Origin of the sequence: Nesterenkonia sp. YGD6, from assembly GCF_022565895.1 — a bacterium.
Lineage (GTDB): Bacteria > Actinomycetota > Actinomycetes > Actinomycetales > Micrococcaceae > Nesterenkonia.
Genome location: NZ_JAJOYY010000001.1, coordinates 267,093 through 285,527 on the forward strand (window position 1 = coordinate 267,093; position 18,435 = coordinate 285,527).

18 protein-coding genes are annotated in these 18,435 nt (G+C 67.2%); 7 read left to right on the forward strand and 11 right to left on the reverse strand.

What is annotated here, in order from left to right; translation table 11 throughout:
• Window positions 1–30 precede the first annotated feature (30 nt).
• Window positions 31–1,038, reverse strand: coding sequence for an asparaginase (locus LTI14_RS01245; RefSeq protein ID WP_241475418.1), 1,008 nt, complete (start codon window positions 1,036–1,038; stop codon window positions 31–33).
• Between the two features lie 162 nt (window positions 1,039–1,200).
• On the opposite strand from LTI14_RS01245, the gene LTI14_RS01250 reads away from it, so the two are divergent.
• From LTI14_RS01250 to LTI14_RS01260, 3 genes are all read left to right on the forward strand, one after another.
• Complete coding sequence (locus LTI14_RS01250) at window positions 1,201–2,262, forward strand: hypothetical protein (protein WP_241475420.1); 1,062 nt, start codon at window positions 1,201–1,203, stop codon at window positions 2,260–2,262.
• Window positions 2,263–2,509: 247 nt separating this feature from the next.
• A complete protein-coding gene (locus LTI14_RS01255; protein WP_241475422.1) occupies window positions 2,510–3,052 on the forward strand; it encodes a hypothetical protein in 543 nt (180 codons plus the stop codon).
• Window positions 3,053–3,275: 223 nt separating this feature from the next.
• Window positions 3,276–4,760: a benzaldehyde dehydrogenase gene (locus LTI14_RS01260; protein ID WP_241475431.1), complete on the forward strand. Its 1,485-nt coding sequence runs from the start codon at window positions 3,276–3,278 to the stop codon at window positions 4,758–4,760.
• 2 nt (window positions 4,761–4,762) lie between these two features.
• Here the strand turns inward: LTI14_RS01260 and LTI14_RS01265 are convergent, their stop codons facing one another.
• On the reverse strand, window positions 4,763–5,368 hold the full coding sequence (locus LTI14_RS01265; protein ID WP_241475440.1) for a TIGR03085 family metal-binding protein: 606 nt from the start codon (window positions 5,366–5,368) through the stop codon (window positions 4,763–4,765).
• Window positions 5,369–5,418: 50 nt separating this feature from the next.
• On the opposite strand from LTI14_RS01265, the gene LTI14_RS01270 reads away from it, so the two are divergent.
• Window positions 5,419–5,964, forward strand: a complete 546-nt coding sequence (locus LTI14_RS01270) for a TspO/MBR family protein (RefSeq protein WP_241475441.1) — start codon at window positions 5,419–5,421, stop codon at window positions 5,962–5,964.
• A gap of 26 nt (window positions 5,965–5,990) precedes the next feature.
• On the opposite strand, the gene LTI14_RS01275 is transcribed toward LTI14_RS01270, so the two are convergent.
• The 3 genes from LTI14_RS01275 to LTI14_RS01285 all read right to left on the reverse strand — a co-directional run bounded on the left by LTI14_RS01275 (window position 5,991) and on the right by LTI14_RS01285 (window position 8,609).
• Entirely contained in the window at window positions 5,991–6,695 is a 705-nt protein-coding gene (locus LTI14_RS01275) for a VIT1/CCC1 transporter family protein (RefSeq protein WP_446740373.1), read from the reverse strand.
• Between the two features lie 81 nt (window positions 6,696–6,776).
• Window positions 6,777–7,037, reverse strand: a complete 261-nt coding sequence (locus LTI14_RS01280; protein WP_241464132.1) for a glutaredoxin domain-containing protein — start codon at window positions 7,035–7,037, stop codon at window positions 6,777–6,779.
• 45 nt (window positions 7,038–7,082) lie between these two features.
• The gene (locus LTI14_RS01285; RefSeq protein ID WP_241475443.1) at window positions 7,083–8,609 is read right to left on the reverse strand and encodes a TIGR01777 family oxidoreductase; all 1,527 of its coding nucleotides are present in this window, start codon (window positions 8,607–8,609) and stop codon (window positions 7,083–7,085) included.
• Window positions 8,610–8,716: 107 nt separating this feature from the next.
• Between LTI14_RS01285 and LTI14_RS01290 the strand changes: the two genes are divergently transcribed.
• From LTI14_RS01290 to LTI14_RS01300, 3 genes are all read left to right on the forward strand, one after another.
• Window positions 8,717–9,109, forward strand: coding sequence for an HNH endonuclease (locus LTI14_RS01290; RefSeq protein ID WP_241464124.1), 393 nt, complete (start codon window positions 8,717–8,719; stop codon window positions 9,107–9,109).
• 50 nt (window positions 9,110–9,159) lie between these two features.
• Complete coding sequence (locus tag LTI14_RS01295; protein ID WP_370642646.1) at window positions 9,160–11,337, forward strand: RecQ family ATP-dependent DNA helicase; 2,178 nt, start codon at window positions 9,160–9,162, stop codon at window positions 11,335–11,337.
• 150 nt (window positions 11,338–11,487) lie between these two features.
• A complete protein-coding gene (locus LTI14_RS01300; RefSeq protein WP_241475445.1) occupies window positions 11,488–13,152 on the forward strand; it encodes an FAD-dependent oxidoreductase in 1,665 nt (554 codons plus the stop codon).
• On the opposite strand, the gene LTI14_RS01305 is transcribed toward LTI14_RS01300, so the two are convergent.
• From LTI14_RS01305 to LTI14_RS01330, 6 genes are all read right to left on the reverse strand, one after another.
• Window positions 13,130–14,032, reverse strand: coding sequence for a ribokinase (locus LTI14_RS01305; RefSeq protein WP_241475447.1), 903 nt, complete (start codon window positions 14,030–14,032; stop codon window positions 13,130–13,132). The genes LTI14_RS01300 and LTI14_RS01305 overlap by 23 nt on opposite strands.
• 278 nt (window positions 14,033–14,310) lie before the next feature.
• Window positions 14,311–14,589, reverse strand: a complete 279-nt coding sequence (locus tag LTI14_RS01310; RefSeq protein ID WP_036473958.1) for a metal-sensitive transcriptional regulator — start codon at window positions 14,587–14,589, stop codon at window positions 14,311–14,313.
• Between the two features lie 33 nt (window positions 14,590–14,622).
• On the reverse strand, window positions 14,623–15,465 hold the full coding sequence (locus LTI14_RS01315) for a sulfite exporter TauE/SafE family protein (protein ID WP_241464118.1): 843 nt from the start codon (window positions 15,463–15,465) through the stop codon (window positions 14,623–14,625).
• The gene (locus LTI14_RS01320) at window positions 15,462–16,109 is read right to left on the reverse strand and encodes a rhodanese-like domain-containing protein (RefSeq protein ID WP_241464116.1); all 648 of its coding nucleotides are present in this window, start codon (window positions 16,107–16,109) and stop codon (window positions 15,462–15,464) included. Before LTI14_RS01320 ends, LTI14_RS01315 begins: the two co-directional genes overlap by 4 nt.
• A 57-nt stretch (window positions 16,110–16,166) precedes the next feature.
• Window positions 16,167–17,558 (reverse strand): MBL fold metallo-hydrolase, encoded by a 1,392-nt coding sequence (locus LTI14_RS01325; RefSeq protein ID WP_241464115.1) that lies wholly within the window; start codon window positions 17,556–17,558, stop codon window positions 16,167–16,169.
• Window positions 17,559–17,705: 147 nt separating this feature from the next.
• The gene (locus tag LTI14_RS01330) at window positions 17,706–18,431 is read right to left on the reverse strand and encodes an ArsR/SmtB family transcription factor (RefSeq protein WP_241475449.1); all 726 of its coding nucleotides are present in this window, start codon (window positions 18,429–18,431) and stop codon (window positions 17,706–17,708) included.
• Window positions 18,432–18,435: the final 4 nt, after the last annotated feature.

Consider the following 18,435-nt stretch of genomic DNA (forward strand, 5'->3'; position numbering starts at 1 on the left):
CCGTGTCTGGTGCAGTGCGTCTGAAGTGTTCTAGGTCTGCGGGTTCAGCCGTGCGTCCAGCTGGTCTCTGGCCTGGCTGGGTGAATGGGCGCTCAGCAGCAGCGCCATCAGGATCCGGGCCTGGGTGGCGGGCAGGTCTGAAAGCGGGACAGCTCCGGCGGCGACGGCGTCCACGGCTCCCCCGCCTCCGTATATCACCGCGACGGGCCCGGCCCCGGTGCGGGTGCCCAGACCCACCAGGACGCCCTGAGCGGTGGCCTGCGCGATGGCATCGGTGAGCGGAACACCGGGGTTGCCTGCCCCTGCGCCGAGCACGACGACGCCGGTGGCCCCGGCCTCGAGAGCTGCGTGCATCAGCGCGGCGTCGGCCCCGGGATAGCCCAGGACCATGTCCACCCGCTGATCTTCGAATGCCGCGTTGGGCAGCGGGAGCGGCTCGGGTGTCAGCGCCTGGGCGAAGTAGCTGGTGCCGGAGCCGACGACGGCGCCCAGCGCGCCAGCGCTGCGGTGGCCGAAGGGCTGCGGTGCCAGGGTGTGGTTCTTGCGCAGACCCAGTGCGCTGTGGATCTCCCCGCCGAAGACCAGCAGCACGCCTTGGTCGCGGGAAGCTGGCGAGGCCGCGGTGTGGATGGCGTCGTGGAGGTTGCGTGGGCCGTCGCTGTCGGGGTGATCGGGGCTGCGCTGGGCTCCGGTGAGCACCACCGGCCGCGGATCATCACGGGTGAAGCCCAGCAGCGCGAGGGTCTCTTCCATGGTGTCGGTGCCATGGGTGACGACGACGCCGTCCACGTCCTCCCGGCGCAGGATCCGCGCGACCTCGTGGGCGATCCGGGAGAGGTCGGCTAGAGAAAAGTTGAAGGAGTTCTGCACCGCAACGTCCTCGGACTCGAGTTCGACGCCGGCTCCGAAGTCGTCGAGTCCGTGCGCACTCAGGGCGCTGATCAGGTCTGCGGCGCTGTCCTTGGCGCTGGACCCGCCTGCCGAGCTCTGACGGGAGGAGATGGTTCCTCCGGTGGCCAGCACGACGATGCGGGTCATGTCAGCCTCGATTCTTGTGGTCGCCACTGTCTTCCTTGAGTCCATCACAGACCAGCGGTGAGGACAACGACATTCACTGTGGTTACGCTCGAGGTGACTCCTCGTGCGGATCTCCCGATATGGGCCTGACTCTGCACGGGGATATAAGGAGGAGCACCACACATGTCATCATCCGACACCCCCATCCGGGTGATGCTGGTCGCGGACCCTGGAGTGGCCGCACGCCGGATCAGGAAGATCGAAGCAGCGTTCACCGCTGAAGCGCGCGAAGTGCTGGCCGACGACGTCACCGTGGAAATCGAGACTCGAAGCGTGCGGATAAGTCCTGACGGGACTCTGGACATCAAGGCGCTGGGTGAACTCGACGCCGAGCACCTCGATGCCGACGCCGTCCTCATGCTCACCGAGGTGCCCCGCCATGACGAGGGACGACCGCTGGTGGCGGAGCTCTTCGCCGAGAGCCGGACGGCGATCATCTCTTATCCGACCCTGGGCATCTGGGCGACCAAACGGCGGATCCAAGAGATCTTCATGGATTGTCTGTTGCAGCTGCTGCCGGATTCGCACGGACCGCTTCAGCAGAAATATGCCCAGCGTTGGACGCAGTGGACGCCAACAGAAGGGAATGGCAGACACAGGTTGTTCGCCCGTTCCGGCACCGGTGACCTGCGGACAATACTGGGAATGACCGTCGCCAATGATCCGTTCCGGACCGCTCCGAAGCTCTCCGGCGCATTGGCCGGCGCGGCGGCGGTCGGCGCCTTCGGGATTTTCTACTTCTCGATCTGGCAGATGGCCGACGCGTTGAGCACTGCGCGGCTCCTCTCCATCGGGGTCACGGCGATCCTGAGCATGGTGGTCTGGCTGATCTTGACCAACAGGCTCTGGGACAAACCCACAAGCCGTGATCTGGCCCGAGTCGTCTGGCTCTACAACGGGTCCACCGTGCTGACCTTGCTGATCGCAGTCTCGGTGCTCTACGCGACGCTGGTGGTGACCATCCTGATTGGCGCGCTCGTCGTCATCGACCCGGACTTCCTGGCTGACCTCATCGGCAATGAGATCAGCTTCTTCAACTACCTGGACATCGCGTGGCTCAGCGCCGCCATGGGAGTTGTGGCAGGAGCGGTGGGCTCCACCTTCGACTCCAGCATGGACATCCGCCGCATCACCCATGGTCAGCGCGAGTCCCAGCGTCGGTATTCGGAGGAAGAGCTGGGCTAGGTGCGATTCTTCGTGTGTTCTGATTCATGTCCGTGGTCACATCTAGGGTGATTCTCACTGGCACAGAAACTGTTTTTACCAACGTGTCAGATCTCTGGATAGGCCAGGGAACCACTCGAGGAAGAGGGACACGATGAATCACGCGCACCAGGATCAGCACCAGCCTTACCCACCGGCTGCAGGCGGTGCGGACTCACCGGAGAAGCCCAGGAAGAGCCGTCGCTGGCCGTGGATAGTCGGCATCGTCGTGGCACTGATTGCGGGGGTCGGTATCGGCAGCAGCGGAGAGCCCGAACCTGAGATCGTCACCGAGACCGAGACGGAGACCATCACCGAAGAGGTCGAGGTGGAAGTCGAAGTGGAACCGGCAGACCTCCAGGAGCGCCGCGAGGTCATCGCCGAAGACGAGGAATCCATCGAGACCCGGGCATCCGAGCTCGATGACCGTGAAGATGCCCTGGACGCACGGGAGGAAGAGCTGGCATTGCAGGCCGAGGAGGAAGCCGAAGCGGAAGCGACCGAGCAGTCCGCACAGGAAGAGACATCAGCCTCGGATTCCGGATCCATCCCGGGCTCAGGAACGTTCCTGGTCGGCGAGGAGATCCAGCCGGGCACCTATCGCACCGAGAGCACCTCAGGGTTCTGTTACTGGGCCCGACTCTCAGGACTCAGCGGTGAGTTCGACGACATCATCACCAATGGACTCCCCGAGGGACAGGGATTTGTCACCATCGCCGAGACGGATGTCGCCTTCGAAACCAGCGACTGCGGCGAATGGACTGCACAGTAGAGATCCCGTCGACATCACCGGGTGAGTCCGGGTGCCCGGACTCACCCGGTTCCACGCTCAGAATGAGCTCTCGATGCCTGACTCAGGTCCTTGTCGCACTTCACCGCGACAGATGTGAAGGTCGACTTTTTCGCACACGACACTTGAATTGAGCTGTGCGGCAGATCACTATGGAGATAGGCAAAATTGCCGTGCAGTCTTTCCCCTCCCGAGAGGTCACCACATGTCCACCACCTCCACGCTTGACACGACCACACTCCTCGACGACGCCCGCTGGGACAGCAAGGTCTTCACCGGCCAATGGCAGACCGGCGGGGGTGAGCTGATCCTGATCACCGAGCCCGCCACCGGCGACAGCCTCGGCACCGCCGGCGGCGCCTCCGTCGCCGACGTCGAGCGCTCCGCCACCGCGGCGGCCGCCGCGCAGAAGAAGTGGGCCGCGATGAAGCCCTCCGAGCGCGCCGCAGTGCTGCGCCGCGCCGGAACCCTCTTCGAGGAGCACGCCAAGGAGATCGAGACCTGGATCATCCGTGAGACCGGCGGAGTCCCGGCCAAGGCCGCACTGGAATCCCACGTCGCCGCGGCCGAGTGCTTCGAGGCCGCCGCACTGCCCTCCGCTCCCGCCGGTGAGGTGCTGACCACCGAGCAGCCGCGCTGGTCCTTCGCGCGGCGCCGCCCCGCCGGCGTCGTCTCGGTGATCTCCCCGTTCAACTTCCCGCTGATCCTCTCCATCCGCTCCGTCGCCCCCGCACTCGCGCTGGGCAATGCGGTGCTGCTGAAGCCGGATCCGCGCACCACCGTCTCCGGCGGCGTGACCATCGCCCGGATCTTCGAAGAAGCCGGCCTGCCCGCCGGCGTGCTGCACCTGCTGCCCGGTGGCGGCGAGGTCGGCAAGGCGCTCACCGAGGCACCCGAGGTACGCATCATCTCCTTCACCGGCTCCACCGCGGCCGGACGAATGGTCGGTGAGACCGCGGGCAAGCTGCTCAAGCGCGCCCACCTGGAGCTCGGCGGAAACAACGCCCTGGTGATCCTGCCCGGTGCCGACCTGGACAAGGCAGCCTCGGCCGGTGCCTTCGGCTCCTTCCTGCACCAGGGTCAGGTCTGCATGACCACCGGACGCCACCTGGTGCACGAGTCGCTGAAGGACGAGTACATCGCAAAGCTGAGCCAGAAGGCGAAGAACCTTCCGGTGGGCAACCCGGCGGAGGACGGCATCGCCATCGGCCCCATCATCGACGCCAAGCAGCTCGACCGGATCCACTCGATCGTGGAATCCTCCACCGCAGACGGCGGCACGGTCGAGGCCGGCGGCGTTTTCACCGACCTCTTCTACTCCCCCACCGTGATCTCCGGGATCACTCCTAAGAACCCGGCCTGGACCGAGGAGATCTTCGGCCCCGTGGCTCCGGTCATCTCCTTCTCCACCATCGAGGAGGCCGTGGAGATCATCAACAGCAGCGAATACGGGCTCTCGGTGGGCGTGCTCGGCGATGTCGGCCTGGCCATGAAGATCGCCGACCAGGTCGACTCCGGCAAGGTCCACATCAACGAACAGACCGTGGGCGACGAAGCGAACGCGCCCTTCGGCGGGGTCGGCGATTCCGGCACCGGCTCCCGGCTCGGCGGCGCGAGCGCGAACATCGAGTCCTTCACCGAGACCCAGTGGCTGACTGTGCGCTCGGAGATCGCGTCCTACCCGTTCTAGATTCAGCCCTCGCTGATGCTGACCTGGGCCTTCTCCTCGCGGCCGAAGGCCCAGAGCAGCAGCTCCTCGGGCGCGCCCTGGATCTCCTGCACCGGGGCGGAGGACGGTCCGCTCGTCGTCGCGCCGTAGCCGGGGCTGATGAACGTGATGCGCCGCTTCGCCTTGCGCGCGGCCATCGCGAACATCGCGGTGGAGCCCTGCTTCCAGAGTCGCCTGCGCAGCTTCTCGGAGATGCGTCGCGGGCTCTTCGGATCGAAGTCCGACTGCGCGCGCAGCACGTCCTCGGTGTGGATGTAGAACTCCGCGGTGTTCATCAGATCGTTGAGCGGTGGGAGGCTCTGCGGGAAGTAGAGAGGCGGCCCGGCCTCCGCCCGGTTGACCAGTGACTCATACCCGGTGGCGCGCAGCTTATCCAGGGTCCTGCGCGCCGCGTCGCCCACCAGCGGCAGCGCCGGACCGATGATCAGGTCCGGGCGGGAGTCGCGGATCACGATGTGCAGAGCCAGGTCCTCGGCGGCCCACCCTTCGCAGAGCGTCGGGGCGTCGGCGGGGACACTGCGCAGTGCAGTGACCAGGGCTTGGCGTTGCTCAGAAGCTGTAGAGGTCATAGGCCCAAGTGTATGGTCGGGGCATCACTTGGGTACGGAAGGACCGTGAGATGACTCCGCAGGCACGCACCGAAACTTGGCTCGATCCACATGGCACCCCGGACTCCACGGTGAAGCAGCTCATCGCGCTCATCCTCTTCGTCGGGATCCCGCAGGCCGTGGGGTTCCTGGGCAACGTTCTCACCGCCGATGAGACCGACGGTTGGTACGCCGACGCGGACAAGGCCGCCTGGACCCCGCCGGATGCGGTCTTCGGTCCGGTCTGGACCGTGCTGTATCTGCTGATGGGCGTGGGCGCCTGGCTGGTCTGGCGCCGTCGGCACAGCGTCAACGCCACTCCGGCACTGGCGCTGTTCGTGGGGCAGCTGGTGCTCAACAGCATCTGGTCCCCGCTGTTCTTCGGCGGCTATCCGCTCTTCGGCACCGCAGCTCTTTGGGCCGCGATGGTGCTCATCGTGGTGTTGATCGTCGCGATCGGGCTGACCATCTGGCGGTTCTGGCCGATCTCCCGGGTGGGGGCATACTTGCTGCTCCCTTACTTGGCGTGGACGCTGTATGCCTCGACGCTGAACTTCTACATCGCGCTGATGAACTGAGCGTCCAGGGCTTGCGCGGGACTCGACTACCCGAACCCGGTGCCCAGCAGCGTGCCGATGATGAACGTGGCCGCGAGCGCGATCGCTCCGCCGATCACCACCCGCATGGTGGGCCGCAGCATCGGACTGCCGCCGAGCCGAGCACCTAGCGCCCCGGTCAGCGCCAGGGTCAGCAGCACCAGCGCGAAGGTCGCCGCGATCCGGATATCAGGCGGCAGCAGGATCGCGGCGAAGGGAATGATCCCGCCGACGGCGAAGGCCGCGGCCGAGGCGAACGCCGCCTGCCACGGGCTGATCAGGTCCTCCTGATCGATGTTGAGCTCGACGGAGAGGTGCGCCGCCAGCGCGTCATCCGCGGTGAGCTCCTCGGCGACCTTGCGCGCGGTCTCGGCGGAGAGCCCCCGCGCTTGGTAGAGGCCGGTGAGCTCGTCGAGCTCCTGCTCCGGCATCTGTGCGAGCTCTCCGCGCTCCTTCTCGATCAGCGCCTTCTCACTGTCGCTCTGGCTGCTGACCGAGACGTACTCGCCCAGCGCCATGGAGATCGCGCCGCCGACCAGGGCGGCGGTGCCTGCGGTCACGATGGGCGCGAGCTGGTTGGTCGCTCCAGCCACGCCGACGACGATGGCCGCGACGGAGATGATCCCGTCGTTCGCGCCGAGCACCCCGGCGCGCAACCAGTTCAGCCGTCCCGCGATGCCTGCGGTGTGCGGCTCTCCGGCGTGGACTGGCATGTTCATCCGGCGTCCCTCAGGATTCGGCAGCTGGTCGGGCAGATCTGCTGCGCCCATTGGACCGTAGACCTGAGGCTCAGCTCAAGAGGTCGCGCCCAGCTCCCGAAGCTTGGCCTCGACATCGGCGTTGGAGGGCTCCACCTGGTGTGAGCCGTCGGGGTAGACGACCACGGGAATCTGCTTGCGTCCGGAGATCTCCTCGGCCACCTTCGCGGCGGCGACGTCGTGCTCCAGGTCGATGTAGTCATAGTCCAGCTCGAGCGCGTCGAGCTGGGCCTTGGTCCGCCGGCAGTCCCCGCACCACTGGGCGCCGAACATCCGGATCTTGGTGTCTTCTGTCATTGGGCATTCTTCCTTCTCTGGACCAGGGTCAGCTGTCTGACCGTGTCAGCTGCCGAGCACGTGTTCGAGGGCCTCTTGCAGGGTGTGGTGGCGGAACGCGTATCCCAGGGACTGGGCCTTCACCGAGGTGACCTGCTGATCCGCGCCGACGATCTCCTTGGCACCCTGCTCACCGAGGACCAGCTTCGGACCGAAGGTCGGCACCGGGATCGCCGAGGGGCGGCGCATGACCGCGGCCAGGGTCTTGGAGTACTGCTTGGCGGTGACCGGCTCAGGCCCGACACCGTTGACCGGACCTTCGGCGTGCGGGTTCAGCGCCAGGTGCACGATCAATGAGGCGATGTCATCGATACTGATCCAGCTCTGCCACTCCTTATCACCCAGCGGTCCGCCAGCACCGAGGGTGTAGAGCGGCAGCAGCTGAGAAAGCGCGCCGCCGGCGGGGGTCTGCACGATCCCGGTGCGGACGATCCCGACCCTGACCCCGGCCTTCTTCGCCGGCGCGGTGCTCTCTTCCCACTTCTTGCAGACGTCAGCGAGGAAGTCAGTGCCCGCAGGTGAGTCCTCGGTCAGGATGGCGCTGCGGCTGGAGCGATCGGCCGGCGTCGCACCGTAGTAACCGATGGCGGAGCTGCTGATCAGCACGCGGCCGCGCTGATCGGCTTCTTCCAGGTGCGCGAGGGTGCTGGCGATCAGCGAGGTCCCCTCGACGCGGGAGTCGAGGACCTTCTTCTTGTGTTCATCGGTGAAGCGGGCGGCCAGCGGGTGTCCGGCGAGGTGGATGACGGCGTCCACGTCGCGCAGCGCCTCCGGGTCCAGGGTTCCGGCCTCGGGATCCCAGATGATCTCTCCGGTCTTTCCGCCAGAGGAGTCCCCGTGGCCGCGGACCATCCGGCGGACCTCGATGCCGGCACCGCCGAGCAGCGCGCATACCTGGCGTCCGATCAGCCCGGACGCGCCGCTCACGGCGACCACCTTGATCGGGGCGACCTCGGGCACGTGGTGGGGGTCTTGGTTCAGCTGTGAGGCCAGGCGGCCGTGGGACTGGTGGAAGGCCAGGTCATCGCTGCTCTGTCGGCCGCGGTAGGCGAAGATCCGGTTCAGTTCGGCCTCGAACTGGCGAGCGACCACCTTCTGCACCGCAGCGGGGAGCTTGTCCACCAGGGGCAGCTCGTAGGTGACCTTTTCACGCAGGACCATCCCGGCGCCGTCGTCCTCGAAGCTGCGGTCATGCCGCCAGGACTTCGCGGGACCCGAGATCATCTCATCGGAGAAGCCATGTCCAGGCTTGAAATTGGTGTGCCGCGAGCGCCATTTGGTGTACCCGCGCATCGGCAGCGAGCTGGCCGAGCCGGCCATATCGGCGAGGGAGGACAGGGTGGTGCCGAAGAAGCTGGGCATGTTGATCCCGAGCACCGACTCCGACCCGTCCTGCAGACCATTGGTGGGCTCCTCGATCACTCGACCCGCGAAGGGCGGATGCAGCCGCACCAGCGCACCCGGGCGGGCGTACCAGTCGAAGACGTCTTCACGGGAGAAGGGCAGGTGGGTCTCGTACTCGAAGATCGGCATAATGCCTCCTGGTAGACCTGGCGCGGCAGCTTAGCCGGAACGCTACCAGGCCTCACTGCCCGGTGTCTGGGAGTTTCTTCCGGCCTCCGCAGTGCTAATCTCGGGCCATGCCGGTTCGTAACACTCGCCGCGTCCGCGCCGCGCGCCGGCGGACCAGACGCGTCGCCGCCTCGGGAAGCGACCTGACGAAGGACCAGTGGTTCCGCATCCTCCAGGCGTGGGCACGCTGCGCCTACTGCGGCGCCGAAGGTGCTCCTCTCCAGAAGGACTGCGTATCCCCGATCTCCCGGGGTGGGCGTTACACGATCGACAACGTGGTGCCTGCCTGCCGTTCCTGCAACGCGAGCAAGTGCAATGACGAGGTCACCTCCTGGATGCGACGACGGCGCCTCGACGAGCCGGCGTTCCTGCGCCGCTGGGTCGAGATCACTCGGACCCTCCGCGCGGAGGATGCAGCGGTGGAAGATGCAGCAATGGATGATGAAACGGCGTTGAGCTGATCACATCTCGTCCCGGAAGCCGTGTCATAGGGCTGTGACAGAGTAGTCACGTGAGCATCCCCAGCACGAACACAGCCAGCCCTGACTCCTCCGCCGCCGAGCGCGATCCGGCCTTCTACACCGAGGCCCGCGAGCGCCTGGCCGCGCTGGCCGGAGCCGAGGTGGACTTCCGTGACGGCCAGTTCGAGGCGATCTCCGCGCTGGTGCAGGAACGACGCCGGGTGCTGGTGGTGCAGAAGACCGGCTGGGGAAAGTCTGCGGTCTACTTCCTGGCCGCTCATCTGCTGCGCAGCCGCGGACGCGGGGTCAGCCTGATCGTCTCCCCGCTGATCGCGCTGATGCGCGACCAGATCGCCGCCGCCACCCGCGCCGGGGTGCGCGCCCAGGCGGTCAGCTCCGCCAACGCCCACGAATGGGACTCCATCATGGAATCCCTGCGCAATGACGAGCTCGACGTGCTGCTGATCTCCCCCGAACGTCTGGCCAACCCGCGCTTCCGCGACGAGGTCCTGCCCGGGCTGCTGCAGCGCATGGGCATGCTGGTGGTCGATGAGGCTCACTGCATCTCCGACTGGGGTCATGACTTCCGCCCCGACTACCGCCGCATCGGGGAGATCGTGCGCAACCTCCCCGCCGAGGTCCCGGTCCTTGCCACCACCGCCACCGCTAACTCACGGGTGGTCGATGACATCGCCGCCCAGCTCACCCCTGCCGGGGAAGCTGCCGGACTTCAGGGGGCTGACAAGGAGGTCCTGGTGCTGCGCGGCACGCTCAGCCGTGAATCCCTGCGCCTGGGCGTCCTCTCGCTGCCCGACTCCGAACAGCGCATCGCCTGGCTCACCCAACATCTGAAGGACCTCACCGGCAGCGGGATCGTCTACGCGCTGACCATCTCCCAGGCCACCGACCTCGCCGCGCACCTGAATTCCCACGGCTACAAGGTCGCCGCCTACACCGGGCAGACCGACCCGGATGAGCGCCAGCAGCTGGAGCAGGCGCTCAAGGACAACACGGTGAAGGCGTTGATCGCGACGAGCGCGCTGGGCATGGGCTTCGACAAGCCGGACCTCGGGTTCGTGGTCCACCTCGGCGCCCCTTCCTCCCCGGTCTCTTACTACCAGCAGATCGGCCGTGCAGGACGCGCGGTGGACAGCGCCGACGTGCTGCTGCTTCCCGGCAAGGAGGACATCCGCATCTGGGAGTACTTCGCCCAGGCCTCCATGCCGACCCAGGAACGCGCCGATGCCGTGCTGGGCGCCCTCTCCCCCGAGACCACGCTCTCGGTGGCCAAGCTCGAGGCCATGGTGGAGATCCGCCGCTCCCCGTTGGAGCTGCTGCTCAAGGTCCTGGAGGTCGACGGCAGCGTCCGCCGGGTCTCCGGCGGCTGGCTCTCCACAGGCAGACCGTGGACCTATGACGCCGAGCGTTATGACACCATCCTGGCGATGCGCCGGGCCGAGCAGCAGCTGATGCTCGACTACGAGCGGCTCCCCGCCGGGGTCTGTCGAATGGTCTTCCTGGCCCACGCCCTCGACGACGAGGAAGCCCAGCCCTGCGGTCGCTGTGACACCTGCGCAGAGACCTGGTTCCCGCACGATGTCTCCCAGTCGGCCCTCGCCGAGGCCAAAGACAGCCTGGACCGCGTCGGTCTGGAGATCGCCCCGCGCAAGCAGTGGCCCACCGGGCTGGACGCACTCGGGATCAACCTCAAGGGAAAGCTCCCGGCCGAGGCACAGTCTCAGCCGGGACGAGCACTCGCCCGGCTGAGCGACCTCGGCTGGGGCACCCCTGTCCGCGAGGCGCTCCAGGGCGCCGACGCGGAGGTCTCCGAACAGCTGGTGCGTGGAGCGATCCGGGTCCTGGCCGAATGGGGCTGGGCGCGGCGACCCGACGTCGTCGTCTCGATGCCCTCCCGGAAGCATCCGGTGCTGGTGGACTCCATCGCCCGGGCGCTGGCCCAGGTCGGTCGGCTGCCCTACGCAGGAGCACTGGAGTGGGTCGACGGCGGTCCCACCAGCACCCCGGACACCAACAGCGCCTTCCGGCTGGCCGGGCTCTTGGGGAAGTTCGCGGTGCCGAAGGAGCTCGCCGAGAAGATCAACGGCGCCTCGGTGCTGCTGGTCGACGACGAGGTCGTCTCGCGCTGGACGCTCACCGTGGCAGCCCGGGAGCTGCGCGGGGCGGGTGCGGCAGAGGTGCTGCCCTTCGCGCTGGGCATGCGCGGCTGATCCCGACTCCCCGCAGGTGATTCGGGCGGGATGAACAGGCGGAGGGTACGGGCGTGAATGCTGGATACTCCCAGCTCCAGCCACCAGGATGAGGACCATCGCCGGGACTCCGCTCCCGGCCACCGGCAGCAGCCTGAGGAAGGACGACCTGTGAACTCACAGAGCCCGCACACCGCCTATGAGCCCTCGAACACCCACCGCTCGGTCTGGCTGGACACCTACTCCCCGGAGTCCATCCCCAGCGACTCCTTCACCGAGGGCGCGCACTATGACACCGTCGTCGCCGGAGCGGGCCTGACCGGTCTGACCACGGCGGTGCTGCTGGCCCGGGCAGGGCACAAGGTGGCGGTGCTGGAAGCCCGAGCAGTCGGGGTCGTCGCCACCGGCAACACCACCGCGAAGCTCTCTCTGCTGCAGGGCACCACGCTCTCCAGCATCCGCAGGCACCACTCCGCTGAGGTGCTGCAGGCGTATGTGGACGGCAACGATGAGGGCGTCTCCTGGCTGGTCCGCTATATGCAGGAACACGGGGTGCCCTATCAGCATCGCACCGCCTACACCTACGCCACCACAGAATCCGGACTCTCCTCGGTGCAGGAGGAGTTCGCCGCCTGCCAGGAGGCTGGGTTGCCGGTGACCTGGACCGATCAGACCGATCTGCCGTTCGAGGTCAGCGGCGCCGTGGCACTGGCGAAGCAGACTCAGTTCCACCCCATGGAGGTCCTCGCCGCCCTGGCCGAGGAGCTCCGTCAACGCGGCGGGGAACTCATCGAAGGGGTCAGGGTCACCGGGGCGACCTCCAACGGCTCCGCGGCTGGTGACGCATCCGACACTGCCGGGGGCGCCGGTGCGAAATCCCGTACGGGAACTCCCCGGGCCTCGGTGGAGGACGACACCGAAGGCTCCCCTCTGGACCCGGCAGTGGATGAGGCGCCGCTGACCGTGGAGACCTCCCAGGGTCAGGTGACCGCGGCGCGGCTGATGCTCGCCACCGGGGTCCCGGTCCTGGATCGCGGCGGCTATTTCGCCAAGCTCAAACCCAACCGCTCCTACGCGATGACCTATCGGGTGCCCGGCGCTCCGGTCAGCATCCCGAAGGGAATGTATCTCAGTGCCGACACCCCTGGCCGAACCCTGCGCACGGTCCCGGTGAACGGTGAGGAGCTGCTGCTGATCGGCGGCAACGATCACGGAGTGGGCCGTTCACCCTCCGAGCGCGCCGCCGTGGATGATCTCGAGGCCTGGGCGCAGGCCCATTTCCCCGGCGCGAGGCGCACCCACGTGTGGTCCGCCCAGGATTACCGCACCGCGCAATACGTCCCGTTCTTCGGCGCGCTGCCCCGCGGCGGCGGAAGGATCTATCTGGCCACCGGGTACAACAAATGGGGCATGAGCAACGCGGTGGCCGCGGCGCTGGCCATCTCGGCGCAGATCCTCGGCGGGCACATGGCCTGGGCCGAGACGCTGAGCAAACGGATGGTCACGCCTTCGGACGTGTTCACCGGGATCAAGGACAACCTGGAGGTGGGCGGGACCCTGGTGGCCGGCTGGGTGGGCGCCGAGCTGCGCTCGCTGCCCGAGGACACCCCCGAGGAGGGCGAGGGCAATGTGGGTCGCGACCATGGGAAACCTGTCGGGGTCTCCACCGTGGACGGTCAGACGTGCAAGGTCTCCGCGATCTGCCCCCACCTGGGCGGGGTGCTGAAGTGGAACGACGCGGCCCTGTCCTGGGACTGCCCGCTGCACGGCTCACGCTTCGCCGCCGACGGAGAGCTTCTGGAAGGGCCCGCGGTCACGAATCTGTCGCCATTGTGAAGTCCCGCGGGTAGGAGGCCTGGGCGCCGAACCGGGTGGTCGTGGCGGCGGCGAACCTCGAGGCGATGGTGGCCGCCGTCTTCAGACTGTCTCCGCAGGTCAGCCGTCCGAGCAGGGCGCCGGCGAAGGCGTCCCCGGCGCCGCTGGTGTCAACTGCCTCCACCTCGACGCTGGGCACATGCACCGGTTCCAAGCCAGCTTCATGGATGCTCGCCCCGGCTGCTCCGCGCGTGACGATGAGGGTCTCGATGCCCAGCGCGCCGGTCGGGTCTTCGGGTGTCGGGTCCTGCGAGTGACGGTGGGCAGCGCCGGCATCCGCCAGCAGATGGTCGGCCTCACCTTCATTGACGATCACCAGGTCCACGTGGCGGAGATCCAACGTCTGCTCAGACAGCGGTGAGGCGTTCAGCGCCACCCTGGTCCCTGCCGCGCGGGCGCGGGCAGCCACCTCCAGGACGGTGTCCAGCGGGACCTCCAGGCTGAGCAGGATCCAGTCGGCCTGGTCCAGCAGCGCTTCCGGGCAGTCCTGGGCTTGGAGTTCCGCGTTGGCCCCGGGGACCACCACGATGGTGTTCTCCCCGTCAGCGCGCACGGTGATGAAGGCCATCCCCTGGGCGCCGCGGCCCGGAGCCACGGCGTCGACGTGAACCCCTGCCTCGCGCAGCGCGTTCACCGCTTCGGCCCCGGCGGCGTCGGACCCGCAGCGAGCGATCAGCTGCGCCTCGGCGCCGACCAGCGCTGCGGCCACTGCCTGGTTCGCGCTCTTACCCCCGGTGGCGGTCTGCGACGCGGTGGCCAGCAGGGTCTCCCCGGGCTGTGGGAACTCAGGCAGCCGCGCGGTGATGTCGCGGTTCACCGATCCCATGACGAGCAATGTCATATGTGTCCTCTCCTGTGCAGGGCAGCTGAGTCCCATGATGCCAGCGATGCACAGGGGCCTGCCGCCAGAGATGAGCACGGCTCGGAGCGGATGCGCGGCAGCGTCTGGAATTCTGCCGCGGCGGCGAAGCACCCGATGCGAACGATCACGCGCGAAAGGCCCAGCCGATGTGCGGCTGGGCCTTTCGAATGTATGCACGGCGGTGAGCACGGCCGGCGTCATGCAGCCGGAAGCACCTCGGTGGCGCTGCCCTGACCCGCAGCCCCGGCCTGCTCAGCTCAGGAGAGCGAGAGGAAGAGCTTCTCGAGCTCCTCCACGGTCAGCCCGTCCTCGGTCTCCGCCGCCCGCTCAGGGTCGGTGACGCAGAACTGCATCGCCGAGGAGACCACGCTGAACCCGGCGCGGTCCAGGGCGGTGGACACCGCCGCGAGCTGGGTGACCACGTCGCGGCAGCTGCCGCCGTTCTCCACGGCGTTGATCACCGAGTCCAGCTGGCCGCGGGCCCGCTTCAGGCGGTTCACGATCTTGCGCTGTGTCTCCGGATCGGCTTCTCTCATGATTCTCTCCCTGTTTCTCGCACTGATTCGTCTCTATGTTGCCAGCTGATCTCCGCGCCGGCGGTACAGCAGGGTCCCGAGCAGCACCACGATGGCCGCTGCGGCGCCCAGGCCGTAGGCCAGCGGCAGCTCCTGGAGGAACACCACCACGCCCATGGCCAACACCAGATATCCGAAGGCCTTCTTCAGCGCCTTCTCTGGGACGTGCTTGCCGAACGCGGTGCCGATCAGCGCGCCGATCACCGTGATCACGGTGATGATCAGCACCGGGACCCAGTCGATGCTCACCGAGGTCAGATACCCGGCGAGCCCGGTGAAGGACTTCATCGAGATGATCAGCAGCGAGGTGCCCACCGCGGCGGGCATCGAGAGCCCGCCGAGCAGCACCAGCGCCGGAACCACCAGGAACCCGCCACCGGCACCGACCATGCCGGTCACCAGACCGACCACGAGTCCTTCGATCAGGATCTTGGCCAGCGGAAGCTTCTTCCTAGGCTGACCAGAGGCTTTGGCGCGACGGTCCAGGATCATCGCCAACGCCGTGGCGACCATCATGATGCCGAAGGCCACCATCAGCACGACGCTGGGCAGTCGGCTCCCCAGCAGTCCGCCGCCGAAGGCTCCCACCATGGCCGCGGCGCCGAAGATGAACCCGGTTCGCCACTGCACGTTCCCGCGCTTGGCATGGGCGACCACGCTGACCGCGGAGGTGACCCCGATGATGAACATCGAGGCGGCGATCGCCTCCTTCGGCGGCATTCCCGCCACGTAGGTCAGAAGCGGAACCGCAAGGATCGTACCCCCGCCGCCGAGCAGGCCCAGCGAGATCCCGATGATGACGGAAAGGATCATCGCCAGGATGAGACCGGTACTCACCCCCGCGACGCCGGAGTCTGGATCTGCGTGGAGCGAGGAATCTGCGCCAGGAATGCCTCCACGGTCGGGTCAGCCTCCACCTTGTTCCACGGCATCTTGTTCAGCGCCGCGGCCATCGCACAGGAATCGGTCGCCGCGGAGAAGGTCAGCCCCGCACCGATCGCGCCGGCGACGTAGCCGACCTTTGGGGAGATCAGCTTGCCGCCGAGGAACCCGGCGAGCACCAGCGATCCGGCGACCATCCGGACCTGGCGATCCATGGCCCAGCGCTGCTGGCCACGGTGCGTGTGCTGGCTGTGCTGCGCTTCCATGGCGACGACGCCGCCCTCGAGCACCCGTGCCGTGTCCACTCCTGCAGCGCGCAGGTGCTGCAGGGCCTGGTTGGCGCGGTTGCCGGTCTGGCAGATCAGCACGATATCGCCGTTGAACTGCTCGGCCAGGGTCTCCTTGTTCTTCTGCAGCAGATCCAGCGGGACGTTGTGGGACCCGGGGACCCGCAGCGACTCGTGCTCCGCAGGGGTGCGCACGTCGACGAGCAGCGGGGCGTTCTGTGAGCGGAGCTTCTCGACGAGTTCGGTGGGGCTCATCGGGGATGCGGCCGCCGTCGTCGTCGGGTTCAGGGTGCTCGTGGTGGTGTTAGCCATAGGGCTGGTGTTTCCTCTCGAAAAGTGTGTGGTGCTGCTGAGACCAGAACAGTCTGATCAGTGTGATTTGTTCCAGTCTGACCAGCCGGCATAGCTGCCGACGAGTTCGCGGACGTCATGGCCCTGCCGGCGCAGCGCGCTGGCGGCCACCGAGTTCCGGACCCCGGACTGGCAGTAGGTGACGATCGGGCCGGAAGCAGGAAGCTGATCCTGGTTCCACAGCACGCGGCCGGCGCTGAGCTGCTTGGAGCCGGGGACGTGGCCGTCGGCGTGTTCGGACTTGTTGCGCACATCCAGCAGCAGAGCCGGCTCGAAGTTCTCCAGCTCGGCAGGGGTGATGGTGGCCGGCTGAGTCTGCGGCAGGTCGGCGATGCTGACCGTGTAGCCCTTGACCGCATCGATGCCCACTCGCATCAGGTGATTCCGCATGTCCTCGGCCTGGTCCTGATCCGCGGCCAGGAGGATCAGCGGCTGCTGCTCCTTCTCCGGGTCGTAGGCCCAGGCGCCGTAGCTGGCGAACTTGCCGCCGGCGGGGATGTTCAGCGCAGCGAGGACGGTGCCCTGCTTGACCTCGTCGTTGGTGCGGGTGTCCACGAAGATCGCGCGGTCCTCTTCCAGGGCGCTGCGCACCTGGTCCGAGGTGAAGGCCTCGAGGGGGCTCAGCGGGCCGAGCACTGCGGGGCCTTCCTTGTTCTCGCGCTTCATCCGACCGAAGTAGGCGTGCGCGTCTGGCTGGCCGTCGAGCAGCTCATCGATGAAGCCCTGTTCATCGTCATTGGCCAGGTGCTTGGACCACCAGGCGTTGATCCGCTCGTAGCCGACCGTGGTGGCGGGAAGCGCGCCGAGTGCCTTGCCGCAGGCGCTGCCGGAGCCGTGGCCGGGGTAGACCAGCACATGATCGGGCAGCGTGAGGAACTGCTCTTTGAGGCTGGTGAAGAGCTGCTTGGCTCCCACGAAGCGGGTGTCCACTCCCCCGGCGGCTTCATCGAGGAGGTCGGGGCGGCCGAGGTCTCCGGCGAAGACGAAGTCTCCGGAGATCATGTAGCCGGGGTCGTTGCTGAAGGCGCCGTCGGTCACCAGGAACACCAGGTGCTCAGGGGTGTGGCCGGGGGTGTGGCGGGCCTCAATGGTGATGTTGCCCAGCTTGATGGTGTCCCCGTGGGTCAGCCGGGTGGCGTCGAAGCCGTACTGCCAGTCATCGCCGCCCTCGCCGGAGACGTAGGCCTCCGCGTTCGCGGCGGCAGCGAGCTCGCGGGTGCCGGAGAGGTAATCGGCGTGGATGTGGGTCTCGGCCACGGCGGTGATGCGCATGCCGTGGCGGGCGGCCAGTTCGAAGTATTCGCTGTTGTCGCGGCGGGCATCGATGACGATGGCCTCGCCCTTGGACTGGCAGCCGATGAAGTAGCTGGCCTGAGCCAGGTCCTCGTCGTAGATCCGTTCAAGAAGCATGAGATCCCTTCCTTTGAAAGTCAATGGATACCCCAGGGGGTATGTCACTACTCTCGCACATACCCCCTGGGGTATACAAATCTAGCCAAGTGACCCGGGCTCCATAGCGCTCTGGACCTTGCCGATGTGAGCCGGGAGAGGACGTCCTCACTGGTCATGCAGGCGTGCAGCCACTCCGGAGGCCACCAGGCCAGGGCCTGTGTCTACAGGCAGCTCGGTCAGGCGCCACTCCAGCATGCCCTCATGCAGCCGCCAGGCAGTCCGGCCGGCGGCACGCAGGAGATCCACCGCTTCGTACGCGAGCACACAGTAGGCACCACGGCAGTATGCAACGACGTCTTGACCGGACGGCAGCTCGTTGATCCGCCGAGGAAGCTCCTCCACCGGGATGGACACGGCACCTGGGATATGGGCGGCCACATACTCCTCGACAGGACGTACATCAAGCACCGTGGCCTCGCCCGCGGCAACCCTGGCCAGAAGCTCGTCCCGGCCAACCTCGTCCTGCTCACCCGGGGCCCCGGCAGCCCGACCGCTGGCCAGATAGTCCTCCCGGGCGCGACCCACATCGGAGACTCGTTCACCGGCCACATTTCGAAGCTGCTCATAGAGCCGGATCACATCCAGGCCCGCCAAGCCGTAGTGCACCCGGGTACCGTCCCGGCGAGTGGTCACCAACCCAGCCTGCTTGAGCACCTGCAGATGAGCCGAGGTGGTGCTCAGCCCCAGCTGAGCTGCAGCCGCCAGGTGCTCGACGCTTCGCTCGCCCTGGGCAAGCAGATCCAGCAGCTCCAGGCGCTTGCCGCTGCCCAGCGCCTTCCCCACTCGAGCCAGCTGCTCGAACAGCACGGTCTTCTTCTGCCGATCACCCAATTGA